Raw genomic sequence first — 19,692 nt, 5'->3', positions numbered from 1 at the left:
CCGGGACGCTACCGAGGACGTGACCTGCGTCGCACCCGGGGTCAGCCGCCGGCCACCAGCTCCGCGGCCCGCTCGCCGAGCATCACCGCGGTCGCCGCCGGCCCGCGCGAGGGCGCCGCCGGCAGCACCGACGTGTCGGCCACCCGCAGCCCGTCGACGCCGCGCACGCGCAGGCGCTGGTCGACGACGGCGCCCGGGTCGTCACCGGGCCCCATCCGGGCGCTGCCGGCGAGGTGCACCGCGGTCGTGAGGTGCGCGCGGACCCAGCCGTCGAGGGCGGCGTCGTCGGTGAGGACGCCGGCCGGCGGGCCGGGGCGGGCGGCGACCAGCGGGGCCAGCGCGCGGGTGCGCAGCAGGCCGTCGGCCAGGCGCACCACCTCGCGAAGCCGCCGCCGGTCGGTCGCCGTGGCCAGGTACCGGTGCTCGATGCGCGGCGGCGCCGCCGGGTCCGCCGACGTCAGCGTCAGCCGGCCGCGGCTCTCCTCCCGGTACAGGCCGGCGGCCAGCGACAGCGTGCGGTCGTCCCCGCCCCCGCCGGGGACCACCCGCCCCCAGGGCCGCAGCCACGGCAGCACCTCCAGGTCGCCGGGCACGGGCGAGTCCGAGGAGGTGGCGTTCAGCGATCCGTGCAGCGGCAGCGGCCAGTCGCCCTCGGGCAGCCCCGGCACCGGGACCCAGGGCAGGTACACCAGCGGGTGGTCGGTCAGCCCGGCGCCCACCCCGGGCAGGTCGGCGACGACGTCGAGGCCGTGCGCGCGCAGGTGCGCGGCCGGGCCGATGCCGGACAGCAGCAGCAGGTGCGGCGAGCCGACGGCGCCCGCGGCCAGCACCACCTCGGCGGCGCGCACCGGGCCGGCGTCGGTGGCCACGCCCACCGCGCGGCCGCGCTCGACGAGCACCCGCCGCACCCGCACCCCGCCGCGCACGGTCAGCAGCGGCGACCCGCGCCGCGGGGACAGGTAGGCCATCGCCGCGTTGACCCGCAGGCCGCCGTCGACGGTGAACGGCACCGGCCCGTAGCCCGGCGGGCCGCCGGCGTTCTTGTCCGGCTCCTCCGGGACGCCGAGCTCGGCGGCCGCCGCGGCGAGCGCCTCGGTCAGCGGCGAGCCACCACCGGGCCGGGTGACCGGCAGCGGACCGCCGCGGCCGTGCCCCGGCCGGTCGCCGTACTGGCGGTCGTCCTCGAGCCGCCGCCAGGCCGGCAGCGTGGCCGCCAGGCTCCACAGGTCGTTGCCGGCGGCGGCCCAGCCGGCGTGGTCGGCAGGGGTGGCGCGGACGAAGTAGCCGCCGTTGACGGCGCTGGACCCGCCGACCACGCGCCCGCGCGGCAGCGGGGCGGTCCTGCCCGGGGTCAGCTCGGTGGTGAACGACCAGTTCGCCGGGTGTCCCGGCACGGTGGCGCGCAGCGTGGCGGGGTCGCGCAGGTCGTCGGGGAAGTCGGCGGGCCGGGGGTGGTCGGCGCCGGCCTCGAGCAGCAGCACCCGGCGGCCGGTGTCGGCGAGGCGGGCGGCCAGCGCGCAGCCGGACGAGCCGGCGCCCACCACGACGACGTCCCAGCCGCCGGCGTCCCCGCTCACAGGCCGAGGACCCCCGGCAGGTCCAGCCGCCGGACCTTGCCGGTGGAGGTGCGCGGCAGCCCCCCCACCGGGTGCAGGCTCTTGGGCCGCTTGGCCGGGGACAGCCGCTCCCGCGCCCAGGCGGCGAGGTCGGCGGGGTCCGCGGCGCCCACGTAGGCGGCGACCACCCGCTGCCCCCACTCGTCGTCGGGGACGCCGACGACCGCGCTCTCCACCACGCCCGGGTGGGCGTCGAGGACCGCCTCGACCTCGGCCGGGTAGACGTTCACCCCGCCGGAGATGACCAGGTCCTCGCGGCGGCCGTCGAGCCAGACGGTGCCGTCGGCGTCGACCCGGCCGAGGTCGCCGACGGTCACCCGGTCGCCGCGCCACGCCGCCGCCGTCTTCTCCGGCGCGCGCCAGTACTCGAACCGTGCCCACCGCGGCACGGCGCACCACAGCTGGCCCCGCTCGTCGGTCTCCAGCCGCCGGCCCGGCCGGGCGCGGCCGACGCTGCCCGGGTGCGCCAGCCAGTCCTCGGTGGAGCAGACGGTGAACTGGGCCTCGGTGGAGCCGTAGAACTCCCAGACGCTGCCCGCCGGCAGCGCGTCGAGCACCGCCCGCTTGAGCGGCTCGGGGCAGGGCGCGCCGGCGTGCGCGAGGACGCGGAAGGAGGACCAGTCCACGTCGTCGCGGGCGAGCAGCCGGCGCAGGTGGGTGGGGACGCAGAACGTCGTCGTGGGGGCGAGCCCGCTGATCGCCGCGGCCGCCCGGACGGCGTCGAACGGGCCGGGCAGCAGCACCTCGCCGCCGGCCAGCAGCGTGTGCACGGCGAAGCGCAGCGGCGCGGAGTGGTGCAGCGGCGAGAGCACCAGGTGCCGGTCGGCGGCGGTGAAGCCCCAGAGGCCGATCTCCTCGGCGGCCAGCGCGCCGGCGTCGCCGTCGTCGAGGACGCCGGACCACACGCCCTTGCGCCGCCCGGTGGTGCCCGACGTGTAGTGCATCGGCCGGGCCAGCGGCACGTCGGCCAGGCCGGCCTCGTCGTCGGCGGCGAGCAGCCGCTCGGGCGCCGCGCCGGCGTCGAGGGCGGCGTCGGCGTCGTCGGCGAGGGCGGCCCGCTCGGCGGCGGGCAACGCCGGGTCGAGCACCACGGGCACGATCCCGGTGCGCAGCGCGCCGAGGACGACCGCCAGCAGCGCCGGGGAGGACGCCGCCGAGACCAGCAGCCGGTCGCCGCGCCGCAGCCCGGCCGCCCGCAGCGCGGCCGCGGCCCGCCGCTGGTCGCGCTCGCTGTCGGCGGCCCGGACGACGGCGACCCCGTCGCTCACGGCAGCCGCACCCGCTCGCCCTCGACGACGACGTGCCCGTCGGCGGCGAGCTTGGCCAGCGTGGCGCGGGTGGACTGCGCGGCCGCCGGCCACAGCTCCCGCGGCACCTCGGCGTAGACGTCGGCCACCACCGCGTCGACCGTGCCCGCCCCGCGGACCAGCGCGGCCAGCAGCTGCGACTCCCGGAACGCCCGGTGGGCCAGGTAGAAGTCGAGGACGGCGCCCGGGTCCTCGGTCAGCTCCGGCCCGTGCCCGCAGTACAGCGCGCTCGGCCCGAGGTCGTGCACCCGCCGCAGCGACTCCAGGTAGGCGACGACGTCGCCCTCCGGGTGGGTGACCACCGACGTGCCGCGCCCCAGGACGTGGTCGCCGACCAGCACCGCCCCGGACTCCAGCCGGAAGGCCAGGTGGTCGGCCGTGTGCCCGGGCGTCGGGACGACGTCCAGCGCGGTGCCCGCCAGCCGCAGCCGCTCCCCCGGCTCGAGCACCCGGCCACCGGGGCCGGCGACGGTGGCGTCGGCGGCGGCGACCGGCGCGTCGAGACGGGCTCCCCACGGCTGCGCGGCCTCGGCGTGGTCGCCGTGGTGATGGGTCACGAGGACGGCGACGCAGCGCGCGTCGCGGGCGGCCAGCACCTCCTCCACCGCGGCGAGGTGGGCGGGGTCGTCGGGGCCGGGGTCGACCACGACGGCCTGGCCGCTGCCCGGCGCGCCGACGACGTAGGTGTTGGTGCCGTCGAGGGTCATGTCCGACGGGTTGGGGGCCAGCACGCGGGTGACCAGCGGCTCGAGGTCCGCCGTCCGCGGCAGCCCGCCGGGGGCGGGGAGGTCCCAGGTGACGCGGGGGTCGGCGGGGGCGCGCACGCCCGCACGGTAGCCGCGCCCGGACGCGCACCGCCCGCCCGGCCGTTAGCCTCCGGGCATGCGATCGATCGCGTCCCCGTCCCGCTCCGCCGTCGTCGCCGCGGCCGCGGCCGTCGTGCTCACCGCCTGCGGCGGGGCCGACGGGTCGGGCAGCGAGGAGACCGCCGAGTCCACCGCCGCGAGCACCTCCAGCTCCGCCGACTCCAGCGGCGGCTCGGGCAGCTCGTCCTCCGCGGGCGGCGACGACCCCGCCGTCGCGGCGTTCTGCGAGCAGGCCGCGCAGTACGAGGAGCTCGGCAACCAGCTCTCCGCCGCGACGACCGAGCAGCTGCCCGGCCTGCTGCAGCAGGCGGCCGCCGCGTTCGACTCCGTGCAGCCGCCGGCCGAGATCGCGAACGACTGGCAGGTCGTGGGCGACGCCGTGCAGGCCTTCTCCGACACCGCCAACTCCGTCGACCTCTCCACCCCCGACGGGCAGGCCCAGCTCCAGACCGCCGCCCAGCAGTTCGTGACCGTCGCGCAGGGCCCGGAGGCCACCAACGTGGCCCGGTTCGGCGAGGAGAACTGCGGCGCCGCCGCCCCCACGAGCTAGTCCCCGGACACGACACGGCCCGCTCCCCGCCCGGGGGCGGGCCGTCGTGGTGTCCGGCCCGGTCAGCGGCGGGCGGGGACGGTCCCGGCGAGCACCGCGGCGGCCAGGCCGGCGAGCACGACGAGCAGCAGCGCCGCGGACAGCCCGACGCCCTCGGCGAGCGCGCCGACGGCGGGCGGACCGGTGGCCGAGCCGAGGTAGCCGACGGTGGTGACCGTGGCGATCGCCACCGGGGCCGGGATCCCGGCGCTCCGACGGCGCGGCGCGTCCGGAGCGGCGCCGAGCACGACCGGCGCCAGCGGGGCCACGGCCAGCCCGACCAGCGCCCAGCCGGCGAGCGCCCACCCCGCGGTGGGCGCCAGCACCGCCAGCCCCGCCCCGGCCGCGACGGCCAGCCCGCAGCCCCGGACGACGGTGGCGCGGCAGTACCGCAGGAGCAGCCGGTCCCCGGGCAGCCGGCCCACGACCAGCGCGGCGGTGACGGCCAGCAGGCCCGCGGCGGCCAGCCCCGGCCCGGCGCCGTGGTCGGTCCGCAGGTGGACGGCGACCCACTGGGTGGCCGAGGCGTCGACCAGGAACGCGCACGAGGCCACCGCACCCAGGCCGAGCAGGCCCCGGCGGGACCCGGCGGGGCGCGGGCGCGCGGGCGCCCGGGGCCCGCGCACCAGCAGCCGCGTCGCGGGCCCGCCTGCGAGGAGGCCGGCCGCGGTGGCCGCGCCGAGGTGCACGCCGAGCGGGAGATCGGCGGCGGCGGCCGCCGTCGCCCCGAGCGCACCGAGCAGCAGCCCGAGCCCCTGGGCGGCGTGCAGGCCGGACAGCAGCGGGCGCCCGCACCGCCGCTCCAGCTCCACGCCCTGGGCGTTGAGCGCGACGTCGACGACGCTGTTGGCCGCGGCCCAGCCGGCCAGCGCGGCCGCCAGCCAGGGCAACGACGGCGCCGCCGCCGCGACGGACAGCAGCGGCGCGTAGCCGGCCAGGCCGAGCGCCGCCCCGCCGCGGCTGCCGAGGCGGGTGACCAGCGCGCCGCCCAGCGGCAGGCCGAGCAGCGCCCCGCCCTCGATGCCGAGGACCGCGACCGCCACGCCGCCCGGCGACAGGTCCAGCCGCTCCTGCACCGCCGGGACCCGCCCGGCCCAGCTCGCCGCGAGCAGGCCGGTGAGGAGGAAGAGGACCCGGGCCGCCGTCAGGGCCGGGACCGGGACGGGGTGCTCGGCGGTCACCCGGGAGGCATCCCCGCCGCGGCCATGACCATCCATCAGGATCGGCTGGGACGGTCCTGACACGCGGTCATGGGGCGGGGACACTGCGGGCCGTGCTGGACACGACGAGGCTCGCGACGCTGCGCGCCGTCCTCACGCACGGCTCGTTCACCGCGGCGGCGGCCGCGCTGCACCTCACCCAGCCCGCGGTCTCCCGGCAGGTGAGCCTGCTGGAGCGGCAGCTCGGCACGCTGCTGGTCCACCGCACGCAGCAGGGCGTGCGGCCCACCGAGGCCGGCCGCCTGCTGCTCGCCCACGCGGAGACGCTGCTCGCGGGCCTGGAGCGGGCCGAGCGGGAGGTGCGCGAGCTGGCCGGCCTGGCCCGCGGCACCGTGCGGCTGGGCTCCTTCTTCTCCGCCCTCGTGCACCTGTCCGCCGAGCTGGCCGCGGCGCTCGGCGAGCGCCATCCCGGCCTCGTCGTCGTCGACGAGCTGGTCGACCGCGCCGCCGCCCTGGCCCGGCTGCGCCGCGGCGGGCTCGACCTCGCCCTCGTCTTCGAGCCCGACCTGGAGCCCGCCCCTCCCGCCGACGACGTCGAGCTGCACCCGCTGTTCGACGACCCGCTGCGCGTCGCGCTGCCGGCCGGCCACCGCCTGGCCGGCGCCGCCGCGGTGCGGGTGCGCGACCTGGCCGCGGACACCTGGATCCGCCCGCACGACGGCTCGGCCGCCCGCCGGCTGGACGCGGTGCTCGCCCGCGCCGGGGTGACGCCCCCGCTGCTGCTGGCCGGCCACGGGGACGAGCCGGTGGAGACCCAGGCGCTCGTGGCGGCCGGCCGCGGCGTCGCGCTGACCCACGAGCTCACCGTGGTCGTCGGCGGGCACGACCTGGTGCTGCGCCCGCTGGCCGACGAGCCCGGTTCCCGCCGGGTGCAGGCGGCGGTGCTGCCGGGGCCGCGCCCCCCGGCGACCGCCGCCGCGCTGGCGGCGCTGCAGCGGATCGGCGCGGCCCGGCGCGCCCGGCTCAGCAGCCGCTGATCGACACCCCGCGGGCGCGCAGCCACGGCACCGGGTCGACCTGGCCGCCGTAGAGGGCGCCCGAGGGGTGGACCTCGAAGTGCAGGTGCGGGCCGGTGGACTGGCCGCGGTTGCCGACCTCGGCGATCAGGTCGCCCGCGACGACGCGCTCCCCGGTGCCGACGTACTCGGCGTTGACGTGGCCGTACACGGTGACCGCGCCGTCGTCGCCGCGGACGTAGATCGCCAGGCCGAAGCCGGTCGCCGGGCCGTGCCGGACCACGACGCCGGAGGTGGCGGCGTAGATCGGCGTCCCGATCGGGGCGGCGATGTCGACGCCGCCGTGCAGCACGCCCCAGCGGGAGCCGAAGCAGCTCGACGTCCGGCCCGAGGTCGGCTTCACGTAGCCGGACCCGCTGACCTCGGAGGCGGCGGCCGTCGCCGTCCCCGACGACGCGGTGCTCGACGCCGCGGCGCTCGACGCCGCGGCGCGGGCGGCGGCCGCAGCCGCGGCGGCCTCCTCGGCGGCGCGGGCGGCGGCCGCAGCCGCGGCGGCCTCCTCCTCGGCCTTCTGCCGCTGCCACTCCTGGTAGGCGTCGCGGGCGCCCTGCAGCTCGAGCAGGTGGATCTGCGCCGCCTGCAGCTGCTGGTCCAGCGCGGCCTTGTTCGCCTCGGCCGCGGCGACGGCGTCCTGCTGCGCGGCCACCTGGGCGTCGGCGGCCGCCTTGGCGTCGGCGGCCTGCTGCTCGGCGGCCGCGGCCGCGTCCCGGGTGGCCCGCGCGGCGGACTCGGCGTTGGCCTGCCGGACCCGGGCCACCTCGAACTCCTCGAGCACGTCGACCTGGGTGTCGGCGACGTACTCCAGCAGCGCGGCCCGCTGGACGAGCTCGCCGGGGCCGGCGGAGTCCAGCAGCGCGGACGCGGTGGCCAGGGTGGGGTCGTTGACGTAGCTGTCGCGGGCGAACCCCGCGATGCGGCCGATCGCGGCGTCGACGTCGTCGGTCGCGGCCTGCAGGTCGGCGGCGGCCTGCGCGGCGGCCGCCTGGGCCTGGACGAGGGCCTCCTCGGCGGCGAGGAAGGCGGTGCCGGCGGCCTCGGCCTGCACGCCGAGCCGCTCCAGCTCGCTCTCGGCCGCGGCCACCTCGGCGGCCAGGCGGCCCACCTCCGCGGCGGCGGCGTCCTGGGCGGCCTGCGCGTCGGCGATCTCGCCGTCGCTCGGGTTCACCGGCGGCGGCGGCACGGCCGACGCGGGCCCGGCGGTGCCGAGGAGCACCACGCAGGAGAGCAGGCCGACCAGGGCGGTGCGCACGCCTCCACGGCGACGGCCGGTCCGGGCGGGACGGCACTGCGGCATTCGGGCACTCCTTGGGGAAGAGGAGGTGGTGCGGGGTCGCGGCGTCAGCGTCGTCCGGCGGACACGCGCCACAGTGGCAACACGCGGCACGGATGTCACACCGTGACCGCACGACACAGTCATCGACATCCGTCACACCACTTGTCGACACCCGGGGCGCGGGACTTGAGACCCCTCGGGGGTGACGGACGGCACTTCCGCACGTTCTAGGCTCGGCGGTCGTGGACGTCTTCGGCTCCGGTGCTGAACAGGTGGTCTTCTGCTCCGACCCGGCCTCGGGCCTGAGGGCGGTGATCGCCGTCCACTCGACGGCGCTGGGTCCCGCGCTCGGCGGCACCCGCTTCCACCCCTACGCCACCGAGGACGAGGCGGTCGCCGACGCGCTGCGCCTGGCGCGGGCGATGACCTACAAGAACAGCCTGGCCGGCCTCGACCTCGGCGGGGGCAAGGCCGTCGTCATCGGGGATCCGCGGACCGACAAGACCGAGGCGCTGCTGCGCGCCTACGGCCGGTTCGTCGAGGCCCTCGGCGGCCGGTACCTGACCGCGTGCGACGTCGGCACGACCAACGCCGACCTCGACCTCGTGGGCCGGGAGACCCGCTTCGCCCACGGCCGCTCCGAGGTCTACGGCGGGTGCGGGGACTCCTCGGTGCTCACCGCCTTCGGCGTCTTCCAGGGCATGCGCGCCGCCGCCCAGCACCGCTGGGGCGAGCCGACGCTGTCCGGGCGCACCGTCGCCGTCGCCGGCGTCGGCAAGGTGGGCGGCTGGCTGGTCGACCGGCTGGTGGCCGACGGCGCCGACGTCCTCGTCACCGACGTCGACCCCGCCGCGGTGCAGCGGGTCCTCGCCCGGCACCCCGGCGTGGAGGCGGTCGCCGACACCGCGACCCTGGTGCGCTGCCCGGCCGACGTCTACGCGCCCTGCGCCCTCGGCGGCGCGCTCGACGACGCGACGGTCGCAGCCCTGCAGGCCGAGGTGGTGTGCGGCGGCGCGAACAACCAGCTCGCGCACGAGGGCATCCCGGACCAGCTGACCGCGCGCGGCATCCTCTACGCCCCCGACTACCTGGTGAACGCCGGCGGGGTCATCCAGGTCGAGGACGAGCGGCACGGCTTCTCCTTCGCCCGTGCCGAGGCCAAGGCGGCCGGCATCTTCGACGTCGCGCTGCGGGTGTTCGAGACCGCCGCGACCGAGGGCGTCTCCCCCGCCGTCGCCGCCGACCGGCTGGCCGAGCAGCGGATCGCCTCGGTCGGGCGGCTGGCGACCATCCGGCTGCCCCGCTGACCTGCGCCCTCGGCCGCGGCGTGGCGCGGACCACGCCCCGGTCGGGGGACCGCGGGGGAGGACCCGTGCCCGCGCCTCGTCCGTGTCGTAGGCTGGGTCAAGACACAGTCACTCAGTCGGGGTCGCCACGCGGGCCGTCCAGCCCGTGAGCTGGACTCCCGTTCTCCGTCACGAGGGGGTCGAGCCGATGGGGCGCGGCCGAGCGAAGGCCAAGCAGACACGCGTGGCCCGTGAGCTCAAGTACAGCTCACCCAACACCGACCTCTCCGCGCTACAGCGCGAGCTGGCCGGTTCTCCGTCTCCGTACACCGCGTCGCGTGCCGCCAAGGACGACGACGAGGACGACGACGAGTACACCGACCGGTGGGCGGACGACGACTCCGAGGACGACTGGGCAGCCAGTCGCTGAGGGTCGGCTCCCCGCCGGTCTGATCGACACGACACACCGCCGTCCCCCGCGGGGCGGCGGTGTGTGCCGTGGTCAGCGGTAGGACCCCACCAGCCGGACGCCGGTCCCGCCGGTGCCGACGGTGCCCGCCACCCAGGCCGGCACCCCGCGGCCGGTCAGCAGGCCCACCGCCCGCTCGGCCTCGTCGGCCGCGACGACGGCGACCATGCCGACGCCGCAGTTGAACGCCCGCTCGGACTCCTCGCGCGGCACGCCGTGCTCCTCGAGCAGGGACACCACGGCCGGCAGCGCCCAGGTGCCGCGGTCGAGCACCGCCTCCAGCCCGTCGGGCACCACCCGCGCGGTGTTGCCGGCGAGCCCGCCGCCGGTGACGTGCGCGAACGCGTGCACGCCGTCGACGCCGAGCCCGGCCACCAGCGCCAGGCAGTCGAGGGCGTAGATCCGCGTGGGCTCGAGCAGCACGTCGCCCAGCGGCCGGTCCAGCCCGGCCGGGGTGGCGGCGAGGTCCAGCCCGGCGGCGGACACCACGCGGCGCACCAGGGAGTAGCCGTTGGAGTGGAACCCGCTCGAGGCCATCGCGACGACGACGTCGCCGTCGCGGACCCGCTCGGGCCCGAGCACCGCGTCGGCCTCGACGACGCCGACCGCGGTGGCGGCCAGGTCGTACTCGTCGGCGGCCATGAGGTCGCCGTGCTCGGCGGTCTCCCCGCCGACCAGCGAGGCCCCGGCCTGCGCGCACCCGGCCGCGATGCCGGTGACGATCGCGGCGATCCTCTCGGGGACGACCTTCCCGCAGGCGACGTAGTCCTGGAGGAACAGCGGCTCGGCGCCGCAGGCCACCAGGTCGTCGACGACCATGGCGACGAGGTCGATGCCCACGGTGTCGTGCCGGTCCAGCTGCCGCGCGAGGGCGATCTTGGTGCCGACGCCGTCGGTGGACGAGGCGATCAGCGGGCGCCGGTAGCGCGTGGTGTCGAGCGCGAACAGCCCGGCGAAGCCGCCCAGGCCGCCGACCACTTCGGGCCGGCGGGTCCGCTCGACCGCCGTCCGCATGAGGTCGACGGCCCGCTCACCGGCGTCGATGTCGACGCCGGACGCCGCGTAGGTGAAGCCACTGTCCCCGGACGCCTGCCCCCCGGACGTCGGGCTCACGGACGGCGCAGGGCGTCGTCGGCACCACCGGGCAGGGCGGGGCTGCCGGCCCGCTGGCCGGTCCAGCCGGTGACCGCGCGCTCGCCGTCGTCGACGCGCGGCATCGGCGTGCGGGCCACGCCGGCGGGGAGACCGCCCTCGAGGACGTGCTTGCCGAGCACCCCGGACTCGCCGAGCGGGATCGGGTACCGGCCGGTGAAGCAGGCGGTGCACAGCCGGTTGACCGGCTGCTCGGTGGCCGCGATCAGGCCCTGCTCGGAGACGTAGCCGAGGGAGTCGGCGTTGATGGAGGCGCGCACGCCGTCGACGTCGAGGCCGTTGGCGATCAGCTCGGCGCGGCTGGCGAAGTCGATGCCGTAGAAGCACGGCCACTTCACCGGCGGGCTGGAGATGCGCACGTGCACCTCGACCGCGCCGGCCTCGCGCAGCATGCGGATCAGCGCGCGCTGGGTGTTGCCGCGCACGATCGAGTCGTCGACGACGACCAGCCGCTTGCCGCGGATGACGTCACGCAGCGGGTTGAGCTTGAGCCGGATGCCGAGCTGCCGGATGGTCTGCGACGGCTGGATGAACGTGCGGCCGACGTAGGAGTTCTTGACCAGCCCGAGCCCGTAGGGGATGCCGCTCGCCTCGGCGTACCCGACCGCGGCCGGCGTGCCGGACTCCGGGACCGGGATCACCAGGTCGGCGTCGGCGGGCTGCTCCTTGGCCAGCCGGCGGCCGATCTCGACGCGGGCGGCGTGCACGCTGCGGCCGCCGATCGTGGTGTCGGGCCGGGCGAGGTAGACGTACTCGAAGACGCAGCCCTTGGGCTCGGCCGGGGCGAAGTGCTGGCTGCGCAGGCCGTTCTCGTCGATGGCCAGCAGCTCGCCGGGCTCGACCTCGCGGACCACGGAGGCGCCGACGATGTCGAGGGCCGCGGTCTCGCTGGCCACCACCCAGCCGCGCTCCAGCCGGCCGAGGACCAGCGGGCGCACGCCCTGCGGGTCGCGGGCGGCGTACAGGGTGTCCTCGTCCATGAAGGTGAGGCTGAACGCGCCGCGCAGCTGCGGGAGCACCTCCATGGCCGCGGCCTCGATGCTCATGTCGGGGCGGGCGGCGATGAGCGAGGTGACGAGGTCGGAGTCGGTGCTGGCGGTGAAGGCGCCGGGGACGCCGGCGTCGGCGGCCCGGCTCGCGAGCTCCGCGGTGTTGACCAGGTTGCCGTTGTGGCACAGCGCCAGGCCGGTGCCGGCGTCGGTGGTGCGGAACGTCGGCTGGGCGTTCTCCCAGGTGGACGCGCCGGTGGTGGAGTAGCGGGTGTGCCCGACGGCGAGGTGGCCGCGCAGGCTGCCCAGGGTGGACTCGTCGAACACCTGGCTGACCAGGCCGAGGTCCTTGTAGACGACCACCGAGGCACCGTCGGAGACCGCGATGCCCGCCGCCTCCTGACCGCGGTGCTGGAGGGCGTACAGGCCGAAGTAGGTCAGCTTCGCGACCTCCTCCCCCGGGGCCCAGACACCGAAGACGCCGCAGGCGTCCTGGGGGCCGGGAGCGTGGGGGTCGAGGTCGTGCGTCAGCCGTCCGTCACCGCGAGGCACACCGACGAGAGTACCGGCGCCCCCGTGGGTACCTCCTGTCCGAGCCGTGATCGTGACCACCCGGCCGCGGACCCGCGCAGGTCCGCGTGCGTCACGGGCGTGCGGAACCCCGGCCGGGGTCCGGCGCGTTGACGGACGGTCCACCTGAGAGGAGCCGACATGAGCAGCGACCGGCCCGACCCCAACGACTTCCTCGAGATGGCCCAGCGCATGCTGCGCGGGCTGTTCGACCCGTCGCGCGGCGCCGAGGGCGAGGACGACGACCCGTGGCGGCGGGCGACCGACCGCGACACGCGGCAGCGCCACCACGGGCCCAGCGCCGAGGAGCGGCGGGAGAACCTCACGTTCGCGCTCGCCACCCGCGCCGTCGAGGCGCTGGAGGACCTGGCGCTCAACGTCGCGGCGATCCGCCAGCGCCTGGAGCGGTCGGGCACGCCGGAGGCCCCGGCCGCGGAGCCCCGCACCGACGGGACCACGGCCGGGGACGACGCCGGCCCGGCGTGACGTCGGGGTCGGCGCCGTCCTACCGGACGGTGCCGATCTCGGCGGAGATGCGGGTGTCCTCGCCGTGGCCGGTGTGCACCACCGTGTCGCCGTGCAGGGTCAGCAGCTTGCTGCGGATGGACCGCACGATCGTCGGGTGGTCGCTGAAGCTGCGGCCGGTGGCGCCCGGGCCGCCGTGGAACAGCGTGTCGCCGGTGAAGACGGCGGCCAGGTCCGGCGCGTGCAGGCAGGTGCTGCCCGGCGAGTGACCCGGGGTGTGCAGCGCGGTCAGCGACGTGCCGGCCACCCGGAACCGGGTGCCCTCGGCCAGCGCCTCGTCGGGCTCGGCGCTCTGGTGGACCATCTCCCACAGCATCCGGTCGGCGGGGTGGAACCAGACCGGCGCGCCGGTGGCCTCGCGCAGGTCGACCGCGGCGGTGATGTGGTCGTTGTGCCCGTGGGTGAGCACGATCGCGGTGACCCTCCGCCCGCCGATCGCCTCGACGATCGGCTCGGCGCGGTGCGGCGCGTCGACCACCAGCACCTCGTCGTCGTCGCCGACGAGCCAGACGTTGTTGTCGACGTCGAAGTCCTGCCCGTCGAGGCTGAACACCCCGGAGACGACGGCCTTGTCGATGCGGGCGGTCACTTCTCCAACACCACGACCGAGCGCAGCACGTCGCCGGAGCGCATCTTCTCGAAGGCGGCCTCGACGTCGTCGATGCCGACGGTCTCGCTGACGAAGTCCTCCAGCGGGAAGCGGCCCTGCCGGTAGAGGTCGACCAGCATCGGGAAGTCGCGGCTGGGCAGGCAGTCGCCGTACCAGGAGGACTTCAGCGCCCCGCCGCGGCCGAACAGCTCGATCATCGGCAGGGTGAGCTGCATGTCCGGGGTCGGGACGCCGACCAGCACGACCCGGCCGGCCAGGTCACGGGCGTAGAAGGCCTGCTCGAACACCTCCGGGCGGCCGACGGCGTCGATCGCGACGTCGACGCCGAACCCGCCGGTGAACCCCTTGATCGCCTCGACGGCGTCGCTCTCCCGCGAGTTGACCGTGTGGGTGGCGCCGAACTGCCTCGCCCACTCGAGCTTCCGGTCGTCGACGTCGACGGCGACGATCGTCGTCGCGCCGGCCAGCTCCGCCCCGGCGATCGCGGCGTTCCCGACGCCGCCGCAGCCGAACACGGCGACGGACTCCCCACGCTGCACCGCGCCGGTGTTGATCGCCGCGCCCACGCCGGCCATCACGCCGCAGCCGATCAGGCCGGCGGCGGTGGCCGGCGCCTCGGGGTCGACCTTGGTGCACTGGCCGGAGGCGACCAGCGTCTTCTCCACGAACGCGCCGATGCCCAGCGCCGGGGACAGCTCCGTGCCGTCCTCGAGGGTCATCTTCTGCGTGGCGTTGTGGGTGTTGAAGCAGTACTGCAGCTGGCCCTTGAGGCAGGCGCGGCACTGCCCGCACACCGCCCGCCAGTTGAGGACGACGAAGTCGCCGACGGCCACGTCGGTCACGCCCTCGCCGACCGCGGCGACGGTGCCGGCGGCCTCGTGGCCGAGGAGGAACGGGAAGTCGTCGTTGATGTTGCCCTGGCGGTAGTGCAGGTCGGTGGCGCACACCCCGCAGGCCGCGACGTCGACCACCGCCTCGCCCGGCCCCGGATCGGGCACCAGGACCGTCTCGACGCTGACCGGTTCTCCCTTGCCGCGGGCGACGACGCCCCTCACCTCGTAGGCCATGCCGGGAGCCTATGGGCGGCCCGGGGGGTCCGCGCCCGCTGCTCCCGCTGGCCGGGAACCCCGTCCCGACGGGCAGGTTCCCGAACCCGGCCGTAGCGTTCCCCACAGTCTGCCGTCCCCTGGAGGTCCCCCGTGGCGCTACCCGGCTTCCTGCGCCGTGAGCGCATCGTCGCCCGTCCCGGCTTCAACCGCTGGCTGATCCCGCCGGCGGCCCTGGCGGTGCACCTGTGCATCGGGCAGGCCTACGCCACCAGCGTCTACAAGACCGCGCTGGTCGAGGACTTCGGCACCTCCCAGACGGCGATCGGCGTCGTCTTCTCCATCGCGATCGTGATGCTGGGCCTCTCGGCCGCCCTGTTCGGCACCTGGGTGGACCGCAACGGCCCGCGCGCGGCGATGTTCGTGTCGGCGTGCTTCTGGGTCACCGGCTTCCTCGTCGGCGGCCTGGGCATCGAGACCCGGCAGCTGTGGCTGCTCTACCTCGGCTACGGCGTCATCGGCGGCATCGGGCTGGGCATCGGCTACATCTCGCCGGTCTCCACGCTGATCAAGTGGTTCCCCGACCGGCCGGGCCTGGCCACCGGAATGGCGATCATGGGCTTCGGCGGCGGTGCGCTCATCGCCTCGCCGCTGTCCCGGCAGCTGATGAGCTGGTACGACCCGGGCTACGACGGCACCGCCGGCACGGTGCCCAACGGCGGCGCCGTCGCGGCGCTGTTCTTCACCTTCGCCGCGGTCTACCTGGTCTTCATGATGTTCGGCGCCTTCATCGTCCGGGTGCCGGCCGAGGGCTGGAGGCCGGCCGGCTTCGACCCGGCCTCGGTCAAGCAGAAGGCGCTGGTCACCACGGAGAGCGTCTCGGCCGCCAACGCCGTCAAGACGCCGCAGTTCTGGCTGCTGTGGACCGTGCTGTTCTGCAACGTCACCGCGGGCATCGGCATCCTCGAGCAGGCCGCGCCGATGATCCAGGACTTCTTCCGCAGCGGGGACACCTCGACGGTCGCCGCCACCGCGGCCGCCGGCTTCGTCGGCGTCCTGTCGCTGTTCAACATGGCCGGCCGGTTCGTGTGGTCCTCGACGTCGGACTTCATCGGCCGCAAGCCGATCTACATGGTGTACCTCGGCGTCGGCCTGGTCCTGTACGTCGCGCTGGCCACCATCGGCAGCAGCGCCACCTGGGTGTTCGTCCTGCTCGCCGCGGTGATCATCTCGTTCTACGGCGGCGGGTTCGCGACCATCCCGGCCTACCTGCGCGACCTGTTCGGCACCTACCAGGTGGGCGCCATCCACGGCCGGCTGCTCACCGCGTGGTCGGCGGCCGGCGTGGCCGGTCCGTTGATCGTCAACAGCGTCCTCGACACCCAGGGCGAGCCGGGCAGCCTCGTGGCGGCCAACTACCGGCCGGCGCTGTTCATCATGGTCGGCCTGCTCGCCGTCGGGTTCGTCGCGAACCTGCTGGTGCGGCCGGTGGCCGGCAAGTGGCACGAGCCGCACCGCGAGGCCGCCCCGGCCGCCCCCTCGACCCCGGAACGGAGCGCCGCCCGATGAGCACGCCGCTGTCGCAGCAGACCTCCCCCGACGGGCAGCAGCCCGTGCACACGCCCACCGGGCTGATCGCGTTCGCGTGGACGCTGGTCGGCGTCCCGCTGGCCTACGGCCTGTACCAGACGGTCAAGACCGCGCTGACCCTCTTCACCGGCTGACGCCCCGTCCGGGTGGGGAGCCTCTGTCGCGCTAGTGGCTCCTCAGCGGGCGCAGGGGCAGGTGGGCCGACAGGTCGGCGCGGTTGCCGCTGGCGCTGACCCGGCCCCCGGCGACGGCCTCGGCCCAGCCGAGCTCGCCGGTGGCCAGCCGCAGCCAGGTGCCCGCGTCGGTCTCGACGACGTTCGGCGGCGTACCGCGGGTGTGCCGCGGCCCGGGCACCAGCTGGACGGCGACGTGCGGCGGCACCCGCAGCTCCACGGAGCGGCCGGGCACCTGCTGGGCCAGCCACCGGGCGGTGGTCTTCACCGCCGCGCCCAGCACCGACCGCGCGGGCTGCTCGGCCTCCCCGGCCAGCCAGGGGCGGACGGCGTCGACGGCGGCGCGCAGCTCCTCGGCGGGGATCGGCTGCTGCGCGGGCATCAGCTGGTGGGGACGGTGCCCGCGGGGACGGTGCCCACCGTGGCCTCCGGCGAGCCGAACAGCGCCGGGAGGGTCGCCGTCCACGCCGCCCGCAGCTCGGCCAGCGGCAGCTCGCCGACGCCCTCGACGGCGAGGACGTCCCCGCCGGTGGTGCCGAGCTCGGTGACCGCGACGCCGGCCCACTCGGCGGTGGTGCGCACCGCCTCGGGGTCGGTCGTGGTGACGACGACGCGGGCACCGGACTCGCTGAACAGTGCGGTGAACGCGTCGATGCCGTCGGGACCGCCGAGCCGCAGCGTGGCCCCGGTGCCGTAGCGGAGCGCGGACTCGGCCAGCGCCTGGGCGAGGCCGCCGTCGGCCAGGTCGTGCGCGGAGGTGACCAGGCCCTCGCGGCCCAGCGCGCCGAGAAGCTCGCCCAGGGTGCGCTCGGCCTCGAGGTCCACGGCCGGCGGGCGGCCGCCGAGGTGGCCGTGGACGACGCTCGCCCACGCCGACCCGCCGAACTCCGGCCGGGTCTCGCCGAGCAGCAGCACGGTCTCGCCGCCGGCCCGCCAGCCGGTGGGGATCCGCGTGCGGACGTCATCGTGCACGCCCAGGACGCCGATGACCGGGGTCGGGTTGATGGCGACGTCGCCGGTCTGGTTGTAGAGGCTCACGTTGCCGCCGGTGACCGGCAGGCCGAGGTCGCGGCAGGCGTCGGCCAGGCCGCGGACGGCCTCGGCGAACTGCCACATGACCTCGGGCTCCTCCGGGGAGCCGAAGTTCAGGCAGTTGGTGACCGCCAGCGGCCGGGCGCCGGTGACGGCGACGTTGCGGTAGGCCTCGGCGAGGTTGAGCTGCGCGCCGGCGTAGGGGTCCAGCCGGGCGAACCGGGCGTTGCCGTCCAGGGCGAGGGCGATGCCGCGGTGCGACTCCTCGTCGATGCGGACCACGCCGGCGTCGTCGGGCTGGGCGAGCACGGTGTTGCCACGGACGTAGCGGTCGTACTGCTCGGTGACCCAGGTCTTGTCCGCGCCGTCGGGGCTGGCGACGACGGCCAGCCAGTGCGCGGTGAGCTCCGCCGGCGTGGCCGGGCGGGGCAGCGCGGCCGGGTCGTCGGCCTGCAGGGCGTCGAGGTCGGCGGGGCGCTGCACCGGCCGTTCGTAGACCGGGCCCTCGTGGGCGACGGTGCGCGGCGGGACGTCGACGATGCGCTCGCCGTGCCAGTCGACGGTCAGCCGGTCGCCCTCGGTCACCTCACCGATGACGGTGGCCAGCACGTCCCACCTGCGGCAGACGGCGAGGAAGGCGTCCACCTTGCCCGGCTCGACGATCGCGCACATGCGCTCCTGCGACTCGCTCATGAGGATCTCGGCGGGCGTCAGGGTGCTGTCGCGCAGGGGGACGCGGTCGAGGTCGACGTGCATGCCGCCGGTGCCGGCGCTGGCCAGCTCGGAGGTGGCGCAGGACAGCCCGGCGCCGCCGAGGTCCTGGATCCCGGTGACCAGGTCGGCGGCGAAGATCTCCAGGCACGCCTCGATGAGCAGCTTCTCGGTGAACGGGTCGCCGACCTGCACGCTCGGGCGCTTGGCCGGCCCCTCCTGGTCGAAGGTCTCGCTGGCCAGCACGCTCACGCCGCCGATGCCGTCGCCGCCGGTGCGGGCGCCGAACAGGACGACCTTGTTGCCCACGCCCTCGGCCTTGGCCAGGCGGACGTCCTCGTGCTTCATGACCCCGACGCACAGCGCGTTGACCAGCGGGTTGCCGGCGTAGCAATCGTCGAACAGCAGCTCGCCGCCGATGTTGGGCAGGCCCAGGCAGTTGCCGTAGCCGCCGACGCCGGCGACGACGCCGGGCAGCACGCGGGCGGTATCGGGGGCGTCGGCGCGGCCGAAGCGCAGCGAGTCCATGACGGCGACCGGCCGGGCGCCCATGGTGAGGATGTCGCGGACGATGCCGCCGACCCCGGTGGCCGCGCCCTGGTACGGCTCGACGTAGCTGGGGTGGTTGTGCGACTCGACCTTGAAGGTGACCGCGTAGCCGTCGCCGACGTCGACCACGCCGGCGTTCTCGCCGATGCCGACGAGCAGGTGCTCGCTGCGCGGCAGGTCGCCGAACTGCCGCAGGTGCACCTTGGAGCTCTTGTAGGAGCAGTGCTCGCTCCACATGACCGAGTACATCGCCAGCTCGGCGGTGGTGGGCCGGCGGCCGAGGATGTCGCGGATCCGCGCGTACTCGTCGCTCTTGAGGCCGAGCTCGGCGAAGGGCTGCTCGACGTCCGGGGTGCTCTCCGCGAGCGCGACGGTGTCGAGCCGGTCGGCCAGCGGGCCGGGGCCCGTGTCGAGGTCGGAGAGACCCTGCGTCATGCGCTGACGACCGCCTTCAGGACGCTGGTGAAGAAGCCGAGCCCGTCGGTCGACGGCCCGGTGAGGTCCTCGACGGCGTGCTCGGGGTGGGGCATGAGCCCGACCACCCGGCCGTCCTCGCTGGTGATCCCGGCGACGTCGCGGAGGCTGCCGTTGGGGTTCCCGCCCACGTAGCGGACCGCGACCCGGCCCTCGCCCTCGAGCCGCTCGAGCTCGGCCGGCGCGGCGACGTAGCGCCCCTCGCCGTTCTTGACCGGGACGACGATCTCCTGGCCCTCGGCGTAGGCGGACGTCCACGCGGTGTCGGCCCGCTCGATGCGCAGCCGCTGGTCGCGGTTGCGGAAGTGCAGGTGGCTGTTGCGGGTGAGCGCGCCGGGCAGCAGCCCCGCCTCGCAGAGGACCTGGAAGCCGTTGCAGATGCCGAGGACCGGCATGCCCTGGCGCGCCCGGTCGACGACGTCCTGCACCAGGGGCGCGCGGGCGGCGATGGCGCCGGCGCGCAGGTAGTCGCCGTAGGAGAAGCCGCCGGGCAGGACGACCGCGTCGACGTCCTTGAGGTCGTGGTCGGCGTGCCAGAGGACGACGGGCTCGGCGCCGGCCAGCCGCACCGCGCGGGCGGCGTCGACGTCGTCGAGGGAGCCGGGGAAGGTGATGACACCGATGCGCAC

19 protein-coding genes are annotated in these 19,692 nt (G+C 76.4%); 7 read left to right on the top strand and 12 right to left on the bottom strand.

Annotated elements, in window-relative coordinates; genetic code table 11:
* Positions 1-41: 41 nt before the first annotated feature.
* Genes mftG through ACI796_RS17180 form a run of 3 tightly spaced genes read right to left on the bottom strand, consistent with a single transcriptional unit; the run spans position 42 to position 3,747 of the window.
* Positions 42-1,577, bottom strand: coding sequence for a mycofactocin dehydrogenase MftG (gene mftG / locus ACI796_RS17190; RefSeq protein WP_456942440.1), 1,536 nt, complete (start codon positions 1,575-1,577; stop codon positions 42-44).
* Entirely contained in the window at positions 1,574-2,884 is a 1,311-nt protein-coding gene (locus ACI796_RS17185; RefSeq protein ID WP_456942439.1) for a class I adenylate-forming enzyme family protein, read from the bottom strand. Before ACI796_RS17185 ends, mftG begins: the two co-directional genes overlap by 4 nt.
* Positions 2,881-3,747 carry an MBL fold metallo-hydrolase gene (locus ACI796_RS17180; protein ID WP_456942438.1) on the bottom strand — a complete coding sequence of 289 codons (867 nt, stop codon included), beginning with the start codon at positions 3,745-3,747 and terminating at the stop codon, positions 2,881-2,883. The genes ACI796_RS17185 and ACI796_RS17180 overlap by 4 nt, the downstream gene beginning before the upstream one ends.
* A gap of 58 nt (positions 3,748-3,805) precedes the next feature.
* Here ACI796_RS17180 and ACI796_RS17175 point away from each other — a divergent pair, with 58 nt between their 5' ends.
* Positions 3,806-4,339: a hypothetical protein gene (locus ACI796_RS17175; protein ID WP_456942437.1), complete on the top strand. Its 534-nt coding sequence runs from the start codon at positions 3,806-3,808 to the stop codon at positions 4,337-4,339.
* Between the two features lie 62 nt (positions 4,340-4,401).
* Here the strand turns inward: ACI796_RS17175 and ACI796_RS17170 are convergent, their stop codons facing one another.
* A complete protein-coding gene (locus ACI796_RS17170; protein ID WP_456942436.1) occupies positions 4,402-5,559 on the bottom strand; it encodes an MFS transporter in 1,158 nt (385 codons plus the stop codon).
* A 92-nt stretch (positions 5,560-5,651) separates the two neighbouring features.
* On the opposite strand from ACI796_RS17170, the gene ACI796_RS17165 reads away from it, so the two are divergent.
* The gene (locus ACI796_RS17165) at positions 5,652-6,575 is read left to right on the top strand and encodes a LysR family transcriptional regulator (protein WP_456942435.1); all 924 of its coding nucleotides are present in this window, start codon (positions 5,652-5,654) and stop codon (positions 6,573-6,575) included.
* Here ACI796_RS17165 and ACI796_RS17160 read toward each other — a convergent pair.
* Positions 6,562-7,863 carry a M23 family metallopeptidase gene (locus tag ACI796_RS17160; RefSeq protein ID WP_456942434.1) on the bottom strand — a complete coding sequence of 434 codons (1,302 nt, stop codon included), beginning with the start codon at positions 7,861-7,863 and terminating at the stop codon, positions 6,562-6,564. The genes ACI796_RS17165 and ACI796_RS17160 overlap by 14 nt on opposite strands.
* Positions 7,864-8,129: 266 nt before the next feature.
* Here ACI796_RS17160 and ACI796_RS17155 point away from each other — a divergent pair, with 266 nt between their 5' ends.
* Together ACI796_RS17155 and ACI796_RS17150 are read left to right on the top strand one after the other, a co-directional pair.
* On the top strand, positions 8,130-9,194 hold the full coding sequence (locus tag ACI796_RS17155; RefSeq protein WP_456942433.1) for a Glu/Leu/Phe/Val family dehydrogenase: 1,065 nt from the start codon (positions 8,130-8,132) through the stop codon (positions 9,192-9,194).
* Between the two features lie 187 nt (positions 9,195-9,381).
* A complete protein-coding gene (locus ACI796_RS17150) occupies positions 9,382-9,603 on the top strand; it encodes a DUF3073 domain-containing protein (RefSeq protein ID WP_456942432.1) in 222 nt (73 codons plus the stop codon).
* 72 nt (positions 9,604-9,675) lie between these two features.
* Here ACI796_RS17150 and purM read toward each other — a convergent pair whose 3' ends face one another.
* The gene (purM, locus tag ACI796_RS17145) at positions 9,676-10,755 is read right to left on the bottom strand and encodes a phosphoribosylformylglycinamidine cyclo-ligase (protein WP_456942431.1); all 1,080 of its coding nucleotides are present in this window, start codon (positions 10,753-10,755) and stop codon (positions 9,676-9,678) included.
* Positions 10,752-12,335: an amidophosphoribosyltransferase gene (purF, locus tag ACI796_RS17140; RefSeq protein WP_456942430.1), complete on the bottom strand. Its 1,584-nt coding sequence runs from the start codon at positions 12,333-12,335 to the stop codon at positions 10,752-10,754. The genes purM and purF overlap by 4 nt, the downstream gene beginning before the upstream one ends.
* A gap of 159 nt (positions 12,336-12,494) precedes the next feature.
* On the opposite strand from purF, the gene ACI796_RS17135 reads away from it, so the two are divergent.
* Positions 12,495-12,839 (top strand): hypothetical protein, encoded by a 345-nt coding sequence (locus ACI796_RS17135; RefSeq protein WP_456942429.1) that lies wholly within the window; start codon positions 12,495-12,497, stop codon positions 12,837-12,839.
* A 19-nt stretch (positions 12,840-12,858) separates the two neighbouring features.
* On the opposite strand, the gene ACI796_RS17130 is transcribed toward ACI796_RS17135, so the two are convergent.
* The gene (locus tag ACI796_RS17130; RefSeq protein ID WP_456942428.1) at positions 12,859-13,467 is read right to left on the bottom strand and encodes an MBL fold metallo-hydrolase; all 609 of its coding nucleotides are present in this window, start codon (positions 13,465-13,467) and stop codon (positions 12,859-12,861) included.
* The gene (locus ACI796_RS17125) at positions 13,464-14,555 is read right to left on the bottom strand and encodes an S-(hydroxymethyl)mycothiol dehydrogenase (RefSeq protein ID WP_456942427.1); all 1,092 of its coding nucleotides are present in this window, start codon (positions 14,553-14,555) and stop codon (positions 13,464-13,466) included. The genes ACI796_RS17130 and ACI796_RS17125 overlap by 4 nt, the downstream gene beginning before the upstream one ends.
* 132 nt (positions 14,556-14,687) lie before the next feature.
* Here ACI796_RS17125 and ACI796_RS17120 point away from each other — a divergent pair, with 132 nt between their 5' ends.
* Positions 14,688-16,103, top strand: a complete 1,416-nt coding sequence (locus tag ACI796_RS17120) for an OFA family MFS transporter (protein ID WP_456942426.1) — start codon at positions 14,688-14,690, stop codon at positions 16,101-16,103.
* Positions 16,100-16,258 (top strand): MFS transporter small subunit, encoded by a 159-nt coding sequence (locus tag ACI796_RS17115; protein WP_456942425.1) that lies wholly within the window; start codon positions 16,100-16,102, stop codon positions 16,256-16,258. Before ACI796_RS17120 ends, ACI796_RS17115 begins: the two co-directional genes overlap by 4 nt.
* 31 nt (positions 16,259-16,289) lie before the next feature.
* Here the strand turns inward: ACI796_RS17115 and ACI796_RS17110 are convergent, their stop codons facing one another.
* From ACI796_RS17110 to purQ, 3 genes are read right to left on the bottom strand one after another with little or no spacing between them, the layout of a single operon-like run.
* Positions 16,290-16,679, bottom strand: coding sequence for a sterol carrier family protein (locus ACI796_RS17110; RefSeq protein WP_456942424.1), 390 nt, complete (start codon positions 16,677-16,679; stop codon positions 16,290-16,292).
* Positions 16,679-19,024, bottom strand: coding sequence for a phosphoribosylformylglycinamidine synthase subunit PurL (purL, locus tag ACI796_RS17105; RefSeq protein ID WP_456942423.1), 2,346 nt, complete (start codon positions 19,022-19,024; stop codon positions 16,679-16,681). The genes ACI796_RS17110 and purL overlap by 1 nt, the downstream gene beginning before the upstream one ends.
* Complete coding sequence (gene purQ, locus ACI796_RS17100; RefSeq protein WP_456942422.1) at positions 19,021-19,692, bottom strand: phosphoribosylformylglycinamidine synthase subunit PurQ; 672 nt, start codon at positions 19,690-19,692, stop codon at positions 19,021-19,023. Before purQ ends, purL begins: the two co-directional genes overlap by 4 nt.

This window comes from Geodermatophilus sp. SYSU D00525 (genome assembly GCF_054050475.1).
Note: the sequence above shows the minus strand (reverse complement) of the source record. Positions and strands in the feature narration are given on the sequence as shown.

Coding starts and splice junctions, on each gene's coding strand:
- ACI796_RS17175 (WP_456942437.1), top strand. CDS start 3,806: ATGCGATCGATCGCGTCCCCGTCCCGCTCCGCCGTCGTCGCCGCGGCC.
- ACI796_RS17115 (WP_456942425.1), top strand. CDS start 16,100: ATGAGCACGCCGCTGTCGCAGCAGACCTCCCCCGACGGGCAGCAGCCC.
- ACI796_RS17135 (WP_456942429.1), top strand. CDS start 12,495: ATGAGCAGCGACCGGCCCGACCCCAACGACTTCCTCGAGATGGCCCAG.
- ACI796_RS17125 (WP_456942427.1), bottom strand. CDS start 14,555: ATGGCCTACGAGGTGAGGGGCGTCGTCGCCCGCGGCAAGGGAGAACCG.
- purL (WP_456942423.1), bottom strand. CDS start 19,024: ATGACGCAGGGTCTCTCCGACCTCGACACGGGCCCCGGCCCGCTGGCC.
- ACI796_RS17110 (WP_456942424.1), bottom strand. CDS start 16,679: ATGCCCGCGCAGCAGCCGATCCCCGCCGAGGAGCTGCGCGCCGCCGTC.
- ACI796_RS17150 (WP_456942432.1), top strand. CDS start 9,382: ATGGGGCGCGGCCGAGCGAAGGCCAAGCAGACACGCGTGGCCCGTGAG.